The organism is Mycolicibacterium hodleri (assembly GCF_025822245.1).
GTDB classification, from domain to species: domain Bacteria; phylum Actinomycetota; class Actinomycetes; order Mycobacteriales; family Mycobacteriaceae; genus Mycobacterium; species Mycobacterium hodleri.
On record NZ_JACKTL010000043.1, the window covers coordinates 131,664 to 146,092 of the forward strand.

Consider the following 14,429-nt stretch of genomic DNA (forward strand, 5'->3'; position numbering starts at 1 on the left):
TACGATGAGCCAACTCGAGCGCCTGCTCATTCGACCTCGGAGGACTTCGAAGGACACGCCGTGACGCACTGGCTCGACCACTCGCTGGTGCTGGCATCGGACTACCGCGTGTCCCACCCCGGGCGGGTCGGGCCGCTTCTCGAGGGACGCAACGGAGCCCTGGCCGACGTCGGAGCCCACCACGTGCTGGTCTACGCCGCGACCACCGACCCGCGGCGCGTCCTGGTCTTGATCGCCCTGCACGCCCGCGAGCCGCTGCTCGACATCCTGCGATCCCGCGTCTTCTTCGAGTGGTTCGACGCGGTCGGCGTGGACGACATCCCCGCCGTCTTCGCCGGCGAGCTCGTCGAACGGCTGACCACGAGTGCCGACCTCCCGGCGACCGTGCCCGAGGTCGTGGTGTCGATGGTGACTCCGGTCGACGATCTCGCGGCGCTGCGCGCCCACGTCCACGACACGGGCGACGACCTGCGCAGGGCGGGCGTCCGGAGGCTGTCGGTCTTCAGCGCGCTGGACGACCCGCTGGAGGTGATGATGCTTCTGCAGATCGACGACGAACTGCACGCCCACCACTGGCTGCAGTACTCCGAGCTCGCCGCCGAGTGGCTGACCAGGGCCGGCGTCGGCGCCTACCCGCCGGTGTTCGTCGGACGCCTCCAGAGCCTCGTCCGCGTCGACCCGCGACGCCCCTGATCGACGTCGACCCGCAGCACGGGCCAGCCCTTGCGGAGCGCCTCGGCGGCAAGGCCGGATCTCGGGTTGACCGGCCGGGGATGCCCGATCACCCGCATCAGGGCGGCGTCCTCGTCACCGTCGGCGTAGAAGTAGCTGTTCCTGAGGTCGACGTCGTTGCCGTCGGCAAACCGGGTGACCGCCGCGGCCTTGCTGGGGCCCCAGACGACCGGCTCGACGATGCCTCCGGTCAACAATCCGTCGTCGTCGGTTTCGAAGTGGTTGCAGATGACGGTCTCCACGCCGAGGAAGCGCGCGACCGGTTGGGCGTGGATCGTCAACGCCGAGGAGCTGAGCACCACGGTGTGGCCACGGTCCTGATGAGCGCGAACCACGTCGCGCATCTGCGGGTAGACCCTGGGCTCGATGTGGCGGCGAAACAGATATTCGCCAAGCTCGTCGAGGTCGGTGATCGAATCGCCCCGCAGGTAGCCCGCCGCCCTCACGACCAGGCGTTGAAACTCCATCCGCCCCAGTCGGTACCGCAGCGACGCCTCGAGGACGCCGAGCATCTCGCCGATGCTGGCCTGGCGGGCGTGGACGCGGTGCCCGGCGTGAGCGGTCGCCGTAAACCCCGACACCAGCGTGCCGTCCAAGTCGAAGAAGGCGCCGACCCGCGGGCCGGGCGGAGCTGCGGCGATGTCGTCGAGCAGGAGCGCGACGGGCTGAGCGGCGTTCATTTCACTCCAGGTATACAGGTGGTGACGGCCGCCCGAATCCGGCGGCCCTCCTGGGGTCGACGGAGCGAACCACCCGGCTGATAGGGACGACGGACCACCCATCGGATAGGTTCAAGGTCGGCGGTTTCAAATTCGCGCCGGGTTCAGCCGGAGCCCCAGCGAACGAGAATCACGGCGCCGCACAACTCTTGCTGCGGTTGAACATGGAAGACGGGCTTTGAACGAACAACGGGAATCGACTGACGGCACCTCGACGGCATCCGGCTCGACCTGCGAAGTCAACGAACGGCTGATCGGGGAGGTCGCGGTCGTGGCTGCCTCGGGTGTGGTCGACATGATCACGGCGCCTCAACTCGAGGACGCCATCACCGCAGCGCTGGCCAAGTCGCCTGCGGGCCTCGTCGTGGACTTGACCGAGGTGGAGTTCCTGGCGTCGGCCGGCATGGGCGTGCTCGTCGCGGCCCACGACGCCGCACCCGAGGGCGTCGCCATCCTGATCGTCGCCGACGGCCCCGCCACCAGTCGGCCACTCAAGCTGGTCGGCATCGCCGACATCATGCCGCTCCACGCCACCCTCGACGAGGCGCTGGCGACCTTCACGGCCTGAGTACGCATAGACGGTCAAGCTATTGGGTACCTCACCCATTGCGATGATCGACTCAATGTTCAGGACAGTCTCCAGCGCAGAACGCTTCGAACGGGTGGGCGTGCCTGCGGAGCCAAGCGCTGCCGCCCACACCCGCGACGCCTTTTCGCGGTGGCTGCAGAGCACCTTCGACCTCGATCCGTACAAGGCCAACGACCTCGTCCTGGCGATCTACGAAGCGTTGGCCAACACGGCGGAGTTCGCCTACTCGACGACGGGGTTCGTCGGGACGATGGATCTGTGCGCAGCCCACGATTCCGCCGAGTCGGCGCTGTCGGTCACCGTGGCCGATCGCGGCCGGTGGCGCACCGCACCCTCGTATCCCGCCGACCGAAGTCGCGGCCGGGGCATCGCACTGATGAAGGCGCTCTCCGACCAGGCGTCCATCCAGACCTCGACCAGCGGCACCACGGTCCGCCTGGTCTGGACGGGCATTCGCCGGCGCTGACGCACGGTCAGTCCAGGACGACGACCCCCCTGCCCGTCGGCAGCGGCAGGTCCAGGGTGGTGCGGATCCCCGGCGCCGCGGCGATCACGTCCGGGATGGAGTTCACGATGCGGGCGGCGGCCGCAAGAATGGCCGCGTAGGGCGCGCCGCCGTGCGCGCTGGTCGGCACGATGTCCGCGAAGTACGACGGCTCGCCGGTGATCTCGATCCGATAGGAACCACCCGGGTGGGCGGGTTGGGCCCAGTCGGGCCGCAGGTCGGCCCGCAGCCGGGTGACGTGCTCCACGACGATGACGGGCTTGCCCCGCACCAGGCCCTCGATTTGGAAGCGCAGCGCCGCGACCGTGCCCTTGGCTATGCGCCCGGCGGCCACCTCGAGGTCTTCCGGCGCCGGTTCCTGCTCGACTGAGTCCCGGATCTCGTCGACCTCGACGCCCAAACCCGCGGCGAGCTGCCGGATGGCCGTCCCCCACGCGATGCTCAGCACCCCCGGCTGGAACAGCATCGGGAATTCGCCGATCGGGTTGCCGAAGCCCATGACGTCGAACATCACCGTGACGCCGTCGTAGGTGGAGTAGTCGGCGATTTCCATCGTGCGTACCTGGTGGATCGTCTGGCAGGTGCCCGCCAGCGCGAACGGCAGGAGGTCGGTGGCGAATCCGGGGTCGACCCCGGTGATGAAGACGCTCGAATCACCTTGTCGGGCAGCATCTTCCACGCGCTCGATGTACTTGTGGGGAATGACCTGCCATGGGTACTGCAGCACGCCGGGGGCCGAGCCCACCACGTCGACGCCCGCGCCGAGGAACAGTCGGACGTCGGCCATCGCCTCCTTGAGCCGGACGTCGCCCATCGCGCAGTAGACGACGCACTCGGGTTTGGCGGCCACGATCGCGTCCAGGTCGTCGACGGCCAGAACTCCGGTCGTCACCTCCAGGCCCGCCAGCTCGCCCGCGTCCTTGCCGACCTTGGCGTCGGAGGACACCCAGACCCCGGTCAGCTCGAAGCGTTCGTCGGTGATCAGCTGCCGCAGCGCGAGGCTGCCACAGTTGCCGGTGCCGACGAGTGCGACGCGGATCGCCATTGACGTTCTCCTCACGATGGATGCCATGGGAGTATGCGGTCCACGGGTCGGAATTGGAACAGGTTCTAGTCGAAAAGGGGCATGCGGTAACCTGACCCGTCATGGGACGCGTGGACGAAAAAGTTGCACTGATCAGCGGCGGGGCGCGGGGGATGGGCGCCGCACACGCCCGGATGCTGGTGGCCGAGGGCGCAAAAGTGATCATCGGTGACATCCTCGACGAGGAGGGCAAGGCCCTCGCCGACGACATCGGTGAATCCGCGCGCTACGTCCACCTCGACGTCACCGACGCCGAACAGTGGGACGCCGCCGTCGCGACCGCGATCTCCGAATTCGGCAAACTCAACGTCTTGGTCAACAACGCCGGCATCGTGGCGCTGGGCAAGATCGGCAGCTTCGACATGGCGAAGTGGCAGAAGGTCATCGACGTCAACCTCACCGGGACGTTCCTCGGCATGCAGGCCTCCGTCGAGGCGATGAAGGCCGCCGGCGGCGGCTCCATCATCAACGTGTCCTCTATCGAGGGCCTCCGCGGCGCCGCGATGGTGCATCCGTACGTGGCGACCAAGTGGGCCGTGCGCGGCCTCGCCAAGTCGGCGGCGATCGAACTGGGCAAGTTCAACATCCGGATCAATTCGCTGCACCCCGGCTTCATTCGCACGCCGATGACCAAGCACTTCCCCGACGACATGGTCACCGCGCCGCTCGGCCGCCCCGGCGAGTGCGACGAGGTGGCGACGTTCGTCGTGTTCCTCGCCAGCGACGAGTCGTCCTTCTCCACCGGTGCCGAGTTCGTAGTCGACGGCGGACTGGTGACCGACGTCCCGCACAAGGATCTGTTCTAGCCGCTGCCGTGGCGATCGCCTGATCTGCGGATGGCCGACGCGTTCGGCCGTCCGTCCGAACGGCATGCACAATGAGGGACCCCCCACGTCGCCGTGACGTACCCCCATGCCAGGACGGAGTAGCCCCATCGCGCCCAAGATGCGCCGAACCGCCGTCCTGGGCCTCGTGGTTCTGTTCCTGCTGCTCGTCCTGAGCGTTGGAGACGTGCCTCGCTTCGCCCGGCCGGAACCGCCGGCCAAGGACGTCGGGCTGTCCGACGGCTGGCAACTGGCCTCGGCCAGGGACGTCACCGACGAGGGCTCGGCGATCTCCCGCGCGGGCTATCGCAACCCGAAGTGGCACGACGTCCGCCGCATGCCCGCCACCGTCCTGCAGGCCCTCCAGGACGACGGCACCTACCCGAACCTGTACTACGGCAAGAACCTCCTCGACGAGGTCCCGCAGGACCTGTGGAAGCAGGACTGGTGGTACCGCACCACCTTCGACGCCGAAGCCGGGCACCGCACCTACCAACTCGACTTCCCCGGCATCAACTACCGCGCCGAGATCTGGCTCAACGGCCAGCTGGTCGCCGACGCGCGGCAGATCGTCGGCATGTACGTCGACCACGACCTCGACGTCACCAAGTGGATCCGGCCTGGGCAGCCCAACACCCTCGCGGTGAAGGTGACCCCGGAGCGGTCACTGCAGGACGTCGACGGGGTCGAGCTGGCCGACAGCTGGTTCGACTGGATCAACTGGAACTACCTGGGGTACCAGGGGCCGAACAAGAACCCCGGCAACGGCAACTCGTTCGTCGCCGATCGCAACGCGGGCGTCTGGAAACCCGTGACGCTGCGCATGTCCGGCGCGGTGGCGATCGCCGCCGCCACGGTGAACACCGAACTGCCGCTGCCGAATACCGACACCGCGCGGCTGTCCATCTTCACCACGCTGCGCAACTTCTCGACCGACCGCATCCGGGGCGTGGTCCGCGCCACCATCAGCCGCGCGGGCAAGCCGGACGTCGAGGTCGAGAAGGCCGTCAGTCTCGGTCCCGGCGAACGCCGCGACGTCGACTTCGCCGCCGACGACTTCAGCCAACTCACCGTCGACCATCCGGATCTGTGGTGGCCGTACACGATGGGTGCTCCCAACCTGTACGACCTGCGGCTCGAGTTCCGCCAATTCGGCAGCGCGGTCGACGAAACTCACCAGCGCTTCGGCGTGCGCACCATCTCCCAGTTCCGCGACGACGATGGCCGCTTCCCCGAACTCGGCGCCGGCGGCAACTTCTATCTCCAGGTCAACGGCCGCGACTTCCTGGTGCGCGGCGCCACCTACACCCCGGACCTGCTCTACGCCTACGACCCGAACCGCGAGGACGCCATCCTGTCCTACGTGCGCGACCTCGGCCTGAACATGCTGCGGCTGGAGTCGAAGATCCCCGACGAGGGGTTCGCGGAGAAGGCCGACGAACTCGGCATCCCGCTGATGGTCGGCTGGATGTGCTGCAACCAATGGGAGAAGTGGCCGCAGTGGGACGACGAGGACAACCGCGTCGCCCGCGACAGCCTGCGCTCGCAGATCACCATGCTGCGCTCGCACGCCTCGGCCGTCGTCTGGGCCAACGCCAGCGACGGGCGACCGCCGGACAAGGTGCGGGAGGACTACCACCAGATTCTGCGAGACCTGCACTGGCAGAACGCCGTCGTCGACACCGTGTCGTCCTACGTCACCGACGACACGGGGAAACGGCTCTGGGACGGCATCCAGATGGCCGGGCCGTACACGTGGCGGCCACCGTCCTACTGGTTCAGCGGCAACTACGGCGCAGCCAGGGGCGCCTCGGCCGAACAGGGCGACAACGAGCACATTCCGCCGTTCGCGAGCCTGCAGCAGTTCATCCCGCCGGACAAGTTGTGGCCCATCAACGACTACTGGTACTTCCACGCCGGGTCCAACCCGGACAACACGGCGCTGACCAGCACCCAGCTCGCCGTCAACCGGCGCTACGGCCCGTCGGGCAGCGCGTACGAATTCGCCCGCAAGGCGCAGCTCGCGCACTACGAGTCCACCCGGGCCCAGTTCGAGTCGTTCGCCGCCCTCGGCTGGGCGGGGCACAAGATGACCATCTACTGGATGCTGAACAACCACTGGCCGTCGTTCTTCGGCAACCTGTTCGACTACTACCTGCGCCCCGGCGGCGCGTACTACGGCGCCAAGCAGGGCTTGCGGCCGCTGTCGGCGGTGTTCGACTCCTACGCGACCGGAGACCGCAGCCGGGCGAACGTCACCCTGGTCAACCAGACGCCCGAGCAGGCCAAGGACGTCCGCGTCCGGGTTCGGGTGTACGACCTGCAGGGCCGGGTGCGCGACGACCAGACCAGCGCCGCCCTCACCGTGGGTTCGGGGGACACCGCACGTGCCCTCACCCTGCCGCGGGAGGCGCGCGACTCCCGGGTCTTCTTCGTCCGCTGCGAGGTCCTCGACGCCTCGGGCACGGTCGTCGACGAGAACGTGTACTGGCAGTCCCAGCGCAACGACGACGTCGGAGATCCCGACGGGGACTTCGCCTTCGAACTCCATCAGAACAGCTGGGCCGACATGACCCCGTTGAACTATCTGGCGAAGGTGCCGCTGGCGGTGACGGCGACACGGTCCGAGGGCGGGGTGGTGATCTCGCTGCGCAACCCGACCACACAGGTCGCCTTCTTCGAGCGGGCCGAGGTGACCTCGACCCGGGACGGCGACGAGGTGCTGCCGATCACCTACGACGACAACTACGTGACGGTGTTCCCCGGCGAGACGGTCGACGTCCGCGCGACGGTGCCGAGCGGCTTGGCACCCGCCGACTGGGTCCGGGTCACGGGATACAACACCGCACCGGTCGTCATACCGGTCTCGTAGTCGGGCCGCCCGCGCAACCACCACGCGGTGCCGGCCAGCACGACGACGAACCCCGCCAGGTAGGCGGCCGGGATTGCGACGTCCCACGATCCGCCGGGCCGCAGCGACAGCAGACCGGTCTCCGGGGTGTCACCCGCGGTCGACACCGGCCAGCCGGCGAACACGCCCCAGAAGAGCCACAGTCCGACGAGCGCCCACCGGCTGCCCAGGACGTAGGCCCGGTGTCCGAGGTGAACCACCAGCGGTACCACCCACACCCAGTGGTGGCTCCAGCTGAACGGCGACAGCGCGGCCGACGCCATCCCCACGACGGCCACCCCGAGGACCGCCTGGCCCCGCCGCCACGCCAGCACCGCGACGGCCAACGCGGCGACCGCCAGCGCAGCGGTCGCCGCGACCGTCGGTGCACCGTCGACGTGCATCCGGACGAACAACCCCTTCAGGCTGGTGTTCGCGACGGGGTCACTGGTGATCCTGGCGACGTCGTCGAAACCGCCGCGGAGCCAGAAGTATCCGGAATCGCGGGGCAGCAGAAGGAACCCCAGGGCCACCGTGGCGACGAACGTCACGGTCGCCACCACCGCGGCGCGTCGTCTCCCGGTGAGGATCAGGTAGACGACGAACAACGCCGGGGTGAGCTTGATGCCGGCGACGACGCCGATGCCGACGCCGGCCCACCGGCGCGTGTCGGGGCCGAGCAGGTCGGCGACCACGACCGCGAGGATCAGCAGGTTGACCTGCCCGAGTTGCAGTGAGAGCCGCACCGGTTCCAGCCAGCAGGCCAGGCCCGTCAGCAGCGCGCCGAGGCCCCACAGCCCGGCCGAGGTGCGCACTCCGAGCCGCACCAGACAGCGCTGGACGACGTAGACCAGCAGCGCGGCGTTCACCAGGAGCCCGAGCACCTGCGTCACCCGGGACGTGACGAGGGTCAGCGGAAGTGAGCACAGGGCTGCGAAGGGCGTGTAGTCGAACAGCAGCGTCCGTGGGTTGCCGGTCAACCCCACCGAATAGAGGTCCGCACCGGCAAGCGCCCGTTGCGCGCCGAACCGGTACACCAGCAGGTCGACCTGACTGGCGAGGCTCGGCCACCGCAGACACACCCCCACGAACGCGACCACCGCCGCCAGTAGGACCACCGGCCCGTAGACGCGGACCCGCGCGTTCGCCGTGTTGGACATCTGGCGAAGCTACTGGAGGCCACCTGGACGGTTCCTGAAAGTCGGGGTGGCCGCACGGGGCGTGACGGCTACCGGGAGGATGTCCCCATGAGCTCATCCGAAGAGGAGGTGGCGATGACCACGAAGGACCTCCGGTCAGAACTCGCAGAGATCACCGCCGCCGCGGGCTGGAACCGCAGGATCGACGACCGCGTGGACATCTACCTGCGCGGCCAGACCCGCGTGCGCGTCATCTGGCGAGGCGACGACGCGATCAGCGGCGGATCCCGGTTCCAGGAGGACAACCTGGAGACGTACTCGCGGGATCTGGACGTGGTGAAGGGCTGGCTGGCCCGCTAGCCGTCACCCGTCGCCTGGCCAGGTACGCCCGGACCACCGAGGCCGCCACCGGCAGCGTCGACGCCGCCGCGACCAGCACGACCATCAGCTCCAGGTGGGCGTTGACGAATGCCACGTTCCCCAAGTGGAAGCCCACGACGACGAGGCCCACGCCCCAGAGGGCCGCTCCCAGCACGTCGTAGAGCAGGAAGACGCGGTACCGCATTCCGGACGCACCGGCGATGACGGGCATGAAGGTCCGCACCACGCCGACGAAGTGACCGATCACGATCGCCTTGCGCCCGTGGCGGGAGAAGAACTCCTGCGACGAGGTCAGGTAGTGCTTCTTGAAGATTCGCGCGTCCTCCTTCCGGAAGAACGCGGGCCCGAGCCGCCATCCGATCAGGTATCCGACCTGGCCGCCCGCCACCGCTGCCAGCGCGGCGCAGGGCGCCAGCGTCCATACATCCACGGGGGCGCCGTCCTGCGCGGCGAGCAGACCCGAGGTGAACAGCAGCGTGTCCCCGGGCAGGAAGGGGCACAGCAGCCCCGTCTCGACGAAGACGATCAGCATCACCCCGGGCAGTACCGCCGAGCCGAACAGGCCGTCGTGGCCCAGCCAGTACATCGGGTCCATGACGCCCGGCAGCGCCATCACGACGGTCGTCACGGGCGCCGACCGTAGCCGGTGGACATTGCGGCCCGGCCAACGACACCCGACATCCACACCACACCGCGGACCGACCCCATGCCGACCGGGGTCGTAGTGTCATACCCCGTGAGCGCACGCGCGGGAATCGTCGTCACCGGAACCGAAGTCCTCACCGGTCGGGTTCAGGACCGCAACGGTCCCTGGCTCGCCGACCGGCTGCTGGAACTGGGCGTCGAGTTGGCGCACGTCACGATCTGCGGTGACCGATCATCCGACATCGAGGCCCAATTGCGGTTCCTCGCCGGCGAGGGGGTCGACCTGATCGTCACCAGCGGCGGGCTCGGGCCCACCGCCGACGACATGACGGTCGCGACGGTGGCGAAGTTCTGCGGCCGGGACCTGGTGTTGGACGCGGCCTTGGAGGCCACCATCGCCGACATCCTCAAGAACATGATGAGTCGCTCGACGTCCTGGGGTGGGGCCGACTTCGAGTCGGTCCTGGCGGCCAATCGCAAACAGGCCATGGTGCCCGCCGGGGCGGAGATCCTCGGTCCCGTGGGCACGGCGCCGGGGGTGGTCGTGCCGGGTTCGGCGGGCCAGCCGACGGTGGTGGTGCTGCCCGGGCCGCCGCGCGAGCTGCAACCCATGTGGGACAAGGCAATCCGCACGGACGCGGTGCAACAGGCGTTGGCGGGCCGCACCGAATTCGTCCAGGCCACCACCCGCATGTTCGGGCTTCCCGAATCGGCCCTCGCCGAGACCTTGCGCGACGGCGAGGCCCGGATCTCCGACTTCGACCGGCTCGAGATCACCACCTGTCTGCGGCGCGGCGAACTGGAGATCGTCACGCGCTACGAACCCGACGCCGCCCCGGTCTACGACGACCTGCTGGCGCTGCTGCGGGAGCGGCACGCCGCGCAGCTGTTCTCCGTCGACGGCGCCCTGGTGGACGACCAGGTCGCGGACCTGTTGGCGGGGCGGACGATTGCCACGGCCGAATCCTGCACCGCCGGCCTGGTCGCCGCGCGACTCACCGACCGGGCGGGCTCGTCGGCCTACGTCGCGGGTGGGGTGGTCAGTTACTCCAACCAGGCCAAGATGGACCTGCTCGGGGTGGACGCGCAGCTGCTGGCCGCCCACGGCGCGGTGTCGGAACCGGTGGCCGAGGCCATGGCCGCCGGCGCCCTGGCCCGCTTCGGCGCCGACACCGTGGTCGCGATCACCGGGATAGCCGGCCCCGGCGGGGGGAGTGCCGAGAAGCCGGTCGGGACGGTGTGTTTCAGCGTCCGCCTGGCCGAGGGCCCGACCCTGACCAAGACGCTGCTGCTCCCCGGCGACCGAACGGACGTCCGCGAGCGGTCCACCACCGTGGCGATGCACCTGCTGCGACAGATCCTCTCAGCCCCCGGCGACGCCGACTGAGTGCCGATGTCCTTCTCGCTCAGCGACTCCGAGCTCAACGATCGTCTCGATCGATTGCCGGTGCTCGCGGGGCGAGAGCGTCGGGTCGAGGACCTCGAGGGCGGGCTCACCAACCGCAACGTCAAGATCACCACGGCAGCCGGGGTGTACGTGGCGCGGTGCTCGGGCGACTCCTCGGAGCTGCTCGTCATCGACCGCGACGACGAGTACTTCAACTCCCGAGCCGCCGAGGAGGCCGGTGTCGGGGCCCCCGTCGTCGACTACCGGCCCGACCTCGGGATCCTGCTCATCGGCTATCTGGACGGTGTCACCCTCACCGCCGCGGACTTCGCGCGAGAGGGCGTGCTCGCCAAGGCCGCCCTGGCCTGCCGAACGCTGCACGGCGGCCCCCGGTTCCGCAACGACTTCGACATGTTCTCCCGGCAGGCGGCATACCTGGGGATCGTCGAGTCGCACGGATTCCGGCTCCCCGACGGCTATCTGGACTTCGCCGGCCAGTTCGCGTCGATCAAGGCGGCGCTGGCCTGCGCCGGGCTGGCCTCGGTGCCGTGCAACAACGATCTGCTGGCGGCCAACTTCGTCGACGACGGCGAGAAGATCTGGTTGATCGACTACGAGTACTCCGGCAACAACGACCCCTGCTTCGAATTGGGAAACATCTGGCGCGACAACGGGTTGACCCTCGATCAACTCGAGGAGTTGGTCACCGCGTACTACGGCCGGACGACGCGTCACCATCTGGCCAGGGCACGGCTGCAGGGCACGGTGTCGCAGTACGGCTGGACGTTGTGGGGCTGCATCCAGAACGGCAGCAGCACCCTCGACTTCGACTTCTGGGACTGGGGAATGCAGCGCTATGAGAACGCCGTCGAGGAGTTCAGGAGTCCCGACTTCGCCCGCCTGCTCGACGACGCCGCGGCCGGGAACCGAGACATGGGAGAGATGAATTAATGAACGCCACCAACGTGCCCGACCGGGCGAGGGTCGTCGTCATCGGCGGCGGTGTGATCGGCACCAGCGTGGCCTACCACCTGACCAAGCTCGGCATCGCCGACGTACTGCTCCTCGAGCAGGGCCAGCTGTCGTCCGGAACCACCTGGCACGCGGCGGGTTTGGTGGGTCAGCTGCGCGCGTCGGAGAGCGGCACCCGGCTGGTGCAGTACTCGACCGAGCTGTACCGCGAACTCGAGGCCGAGACCGGCCTGACCGCGGGTTACAAGCAGTGTGGCGGCGTGACCGTCGCGCGCACCGAGGACCGGATGATCCAGCTGCGGCGCACCGCCGCGAACGCCGCGGCCTTCGACCTCGAATGCGAACTGCTCACCCCGCTGCAGGCACTCGAGCACTACCCGGTCATCCGCATCGACGACCTCGTCGGGGCCATCTGGTTGCCCGCAGACGGCAAGGCCAACCCATCCGACCTGACCCAGGCGCTGGCCAAGGGTGCGCGGATGCGCGGCGCCCGAATCATGGAGCGCACCAGGGTCGTCGGGGTGACCACCGACCGTGGTCGGGTGACCGGGGTGCGGACCGACCGCGGCGACGTCGAGGCCGAGATCGTCGTCAACTGCGCGGGTCAGTGGGCCAAGCAGGTCGGTTCGCTGGCGGGGGTGAACGTGCCGCTGCACTCGGCCGAACACTTCTACGTGGTCACCGAGCCGATCGTCGGCGTTCACCCGGACATGCCGATCCTGCGCGACCCCGACGGCTACACATATTTCAAGGAGGAGGTCGGGGGCCTCGTCATCGGCGGCTTCGAGCCCGAGGCCAAGCCGTGGGTCAGCCCGGACGCGATCCCGTACCCCTTCGAATTCCAACTGCTGGAAGAGGATTGGGACCACTTCCAAATCCTGATGGACAACGCCCTGCTGCGCATCCCCGTGCTCGAGGAGACCGGGCTGAAGAAGCTGTACAACGGCCCCGAGAGCTTCACCCCGGACAACCAGTTCATCCTCGGGGAGGCGCCCGAGGTGGCCAACTTCTTCGTCGCCGCGGGCTTCAACTCCGTCGGCATCGCCTCGGCCGGCGGTGCCGGACGCGCACTGGCCGAGTGGATCTCGAACGGTTCGCCGACGACGGACCTCACCAGCGTCGACGTCCGCCGATTCGCACCGTTCAACGGCAACACCAGGTGGCTGCACGACCGGGTGTCCGAGGTGCTCGGGTTGCACTACGAAATCCCTTGGCCCAACCGCGAGATGACGACGGCGCGGCCCTTCCGTCGCTCGCCGGTGCACCACCTCCTGGCCGCGGCGAACGCCAACTTCGGCAGCCGGATGGGCTGGGAGCGGGCCAACTTCTTCGCACCGGCCGGCGTCGAACCCACCATCGAGTACTCGTGGGGCAAGCAGAACTGGTTGCCGTACTCCGCCGCCGAGCAGGTGGCCACCCGCACCGCGGTCGCCGTCTTCGACCAGACGTCGTTCTCCAAGTACCTGCTGAGCGGACCCGACGCCGAAGCGGCACTGCAGTGGCTGTGCACCGCCGACATGGCCGTCGACGTCGGGTCGTGCGTCTACACCGGAATGCTCAACGAGCGCGGCTGTTACGAGTCCGACGTCACCGTCACCCGCACGGCCGACGACGAATTCCTCGTCGTCAGCAGCGCCGCCACGACCGAACGGGACAAGGACCACATCGGCCGCAACCTGCCCGCCGGCACGCAGGCTCGGTTGGTGGACGTCACGTCCTCGCTCGCGGTGTTCGGCGTGATGGGTCCGCGGTCGCGGGACCTGCTGGCCACGCTGACCGACGCCGACCTGGGCGACGACGCCTTCCCCTTCGGCACCAGCCAGCGAATCAGCCTGGGGTACGCAGAGGTTCGCGCAACCCGCATCACCTACGTGGGGGAGCTGGGCTGGGAAGTCTACGTGCCCACCGAGTTCGCGGTCGGCGTGTACGAGGACCTGTTGGCCGCGGGCGCCGACCTCGGGGTCGTGCGCGGAGGCTACTACGCGATCGAATCACTGCGGCTGGAGAAGGGCTATCGAGCGTTCGGCCGCGAGCTGACGCCGGGGGACAACCCGGTCGAGGCGGGGTTGCTGTTCGCCTGCAAGCTCGCCACCGACGTCGACTTCCTGGGTCGCGCCGCGGTCGAGAAGGCCAGGGCGGACGGTCCACGCCGCCGCGTCGTCGGCTTCCGCGTCGACGCGCCCGACGCCATGCTGTGGGGCGGTGAACTGATCCTGCGCAACGGGGAGGTCGCCGGTCAGGTGAGCTCCGCGGCCTGGGCGGAGACCACCGGCGCGTGCGTCGGCCTGGCCTACGTGCGCTCCGGTGACCAGGCGACGGTGGACGCCCAGTGGGTGGCGGCCGGCGACTATCAGGTCAACGTCGGCGGGGTGTTGCATCCGGTCACCGTGTCTCTCAAGGCCGTCTACGACCCCGCCAACACGAGGATCCGCTGACGTATGAGCGCCACACACGCCGCCGGCGACGTTAGGCTCTTCGCCGTTGACGGAACGGACCCCGGCGATCGTCACTCGGACGATCCGGACGTGGGTACTCCCGACGGAAGTCCGCAGATGGGAACCA

The 14,429-nt window shown here is 68.7% G+C and carries 12 protein-coding genes and 1 pseudogene; 9 read left to right on the forward strand and 4 right to left on the reverse strand.

Features of this window, described 5'->3' with window-relative positions:
- Positions 1-60: 60 nt before the first annotated feature.
- Positions 61-693 (forward strand): fatty-acid--CoA ligase, encoded by a 633-nt coding sequence (locus tag H7J06_RS18980; protein ID WP_264040576.1) that lies wholly within the window; start codon positions 61-63, stop codon positions 691-693.
- Here H7J06_RS18980 and H7J06_RS18985 read toward each other — a convergent pair.
- The gene (locus H7J06_RS18985; protein ID WP_264040578.1) at positions 630-1,412 is read right to left on the reverse strand and encodes an HAD family hydrolase; all 783 of its coding nucleotides are present in this window, start codon (positions 1,410-1,412) and stop codon (positions 630-632) included. The genes H7J06_RS18980 and H7J06_RS18985 overlap by 64 nt on opposite strands.
- 217 nt (positions 1,413-1,629) lie before the next feature.
- Here H7J06_RS18985 and H7J06_RS18990 point away from each other — a divergent pair, with 217 nt between their 5' ends.
- Together H7J06_RS18990 and H7J06_RS18995 are read left to right on the forward strand one after the other, a co-directional pair.
- Positions 1,630-2,019 (forward strand): STAS domain-containing protein, encoded by a 390-nt coding sequence (locus H7J06_RS18990; RefSeq protein ID WP_264040579.1) that lies wholly within the window; start codon positions 1,630-1,632, stop codon positions 2,017-2,019.
- Between the two features lie 55 nt (positions 2,020-2,074).
- Complete coding sequence (locus tag H7J06_RS18995) at positions 2,075-2,506, forward strand: ATP-binding protein (RefSeq protein ID WP_264040580.1); 432 nt, start codon at positions 2,075-2,077, stop codon at positions 2,504-2,506.
- A gap of 7 nt (positions 2,507-2,513) precedes the next feature.
- Here H7J06_RS18995 and H7J06_RS19000 read toward each other — a convergent pair whose 3' ends face one another.
- Positions 2,514-3,590: an NAD(P)H-dependent amine dehydrogenase family protein gene (locus H7J06_RS19000; protein ID WP_264040581.1), complete on the reverse strand. Its 1,077-nt coding sequence runs from the start codon at positions 3,588-3,590 to the stop codon at positions 2,514-2,516.
- Positions 3,591-3,691: 101 nt separating this feature from the next.
- On the opposite strand from H7J06_RS19000, the gene H7J06_RS19005 reads away from it, so the two are divergent.
- Positions 3,692-4,435 (forward strand): glucose 1-dehydrogenase, encoded by a 744-nt coding sequence (locus H7J06_RS19005; protein ID WP_264040582.1) that lies wholly within the window; start codon positions 3,692-3,694, stop codon positions 4,433-4,435.
- Positions 4,436-4,541: 106 nt separating this feature from the next.
- On the forward strand, positions 4,542-7,325 hold the full coding sequence (locus H7J06_RS19010) for a glycoside hydrolase family 2 protein (protein ID WP_308205808.1): 2,784 nt from the start codon (positions 4,542-4,544) through the stop codon (positions 7,323-7,325).
- Positions 7,326-7,615: 290 nt separating this feature from the next.
- Here H7J06_RS19010 and H7J06_RS19015 read toward each other — a convergent pair.
- Positions 7,616-8,503 (reverse strand): annotated as a pseudogene (locus H7J06_RS19015) (glycosyltransferase 87 family protein); the annotation flags it as partial.
- Between the two features lie 87 nt (positions 8,504-8,590).
- On the opposite strand from H7J06_RS19015, the gene H7J06_RS19020 reads away from it, so the two are divergent.
- Positions 8,591-8,842, forward strand: coding sequence for a hypothetical protein (locus H7J06_RS19020; RefSeq protein WP_370464860.1), 252 nt, complete (start codon positions 8,591-8,593; stop codon positions 8,840-8,842).
- Here H7J06_RS19020 and H7J06_RS19025 read toward each other — a convergent pair.
- Positions 8,757-9,476, reverse strand: a complete 720-nt coding sequence (locus H7J06_RS19025; RefSeq protein ID WP_275079634.1) for a DedA family protein — start codon at positions 9,474-9,476, stop codon at positions 8,757-8,759. The genes H7J06_RS19020 and H7J06_RS19025 overlap by 86 nt on opposite strands.
- 123 nt (positions 9,477-9,599) lie before the next feature.
- On the opposite strand from H7J06_RS19025, the gene H7J06_RS19030 reads away from it, so the two are divergent.
- From H7J06_RS19030 to H7J06_RS19040, 3 genes are read left to right on the forward strand one after another with little or no spacing between them, the layout of a single operon-like run.
- Positions 9,600-10,895 carry a competence/damage-inducible protein A gene (locus H7J06_RS19030; protein ID WP_264040584.1) on the forward strand — a complete coding sequence of 432 codons (1,296 nt, stop codon included), beginning with the start codon at positions 9,600-9,602 and terminating at the stop codon, positions 10,893-10,895.
- Positions 10,896-10,901: 6 nt separating this feature from the next.
- Positions 10,902-11,846 (forward strand): choline kinase family protein, encoded by a 945-nt coding sequence (locus tag H7J06_RS19035; RefSeq protein ID WP_264040585.1) that lies wholly within the window; start codon positions 10,902-10,904, stop codon positions 11,844-11,846.
- Complete coding sequence (locus tag H7J06_RS19040) at positions 11,846-14,302, forward strand: GcvT family protein (RefSeq protein ID WP_264040587.1); 2,457 nt, start codon at positions 11,846-11,848, stop codon at positions 14,300-14,302. The genes H7J06_RS19035 and H7J06_RS19040 overlap by 1 nt, the downstream gene beginning before the upstream one ends.
- Positions 14,303-14,429: the final 127 nt, after the last annotated feature.

Coding starts and splice junctions, on each gene's coding strand:
- H7J06_RS18985 (WP_264040578.1), bottom strand. CDS start 1,412: ATGAACGCCGCTCAGCCCGTCGCGCTCCTGCTCGACGACATCGCCGCA.
- H7J06_RS18995 (WP_264040580.1), top strand. CDS start 2,075: ATGTTCAGGACAGTCTCCAGCGCAGAACGCTTCGAACGGGTGGGCGTG.
- H7J06_RS19000 (WP_264040581.1), bottom strand. CDS start 3,590: ATGGCGATCCGCGTCGCACTCGTCGGCACCGGCAACTGTGGCAGCCTC.
- H7J06_RS19005 (WP_264040582.1), top strand. CDS start 3,692: ATGGGACGCGTGGACGAAAAAGTTGCACTGATCAGCGGCGGGGCGCGG.
- H7J06_RS19010 (WP_308205808.1), top strand. CDS start 4,542: ATGCCAGGACGGAGTAGCCCCATCGCGCCCAAGATGCGCCGAACCGCC.
- H7J06_RS19020 (WP_370464860.1), top strand. CDS start 8,591: ATGAGCTCATCCGAAGAGGAGGTGGCGATGACCACGAAGGACCTCCGG.
- H7J06_RS19025 (WP_275079634.1), bottom strand. CDS start 9,476: ATGGCGCTGCCGGGCGTCATGGACCCGATGTACTGGCTGGGCCACGAC.
- H7J06_RS19035 (WP_264040585.1), top strand. CDS start 10,902: ATGTCCTTCTCGCTCAGCGACTCCGAGCTCAACGATCGTCTCGATCGA.
- H7J06_RS19040 (WP_264040587.1), top strand. CDS start 11,846: ATGAACGCCACCAACGTGCCCGACCGGGCGAGGGTCGTCGTCATCGGC.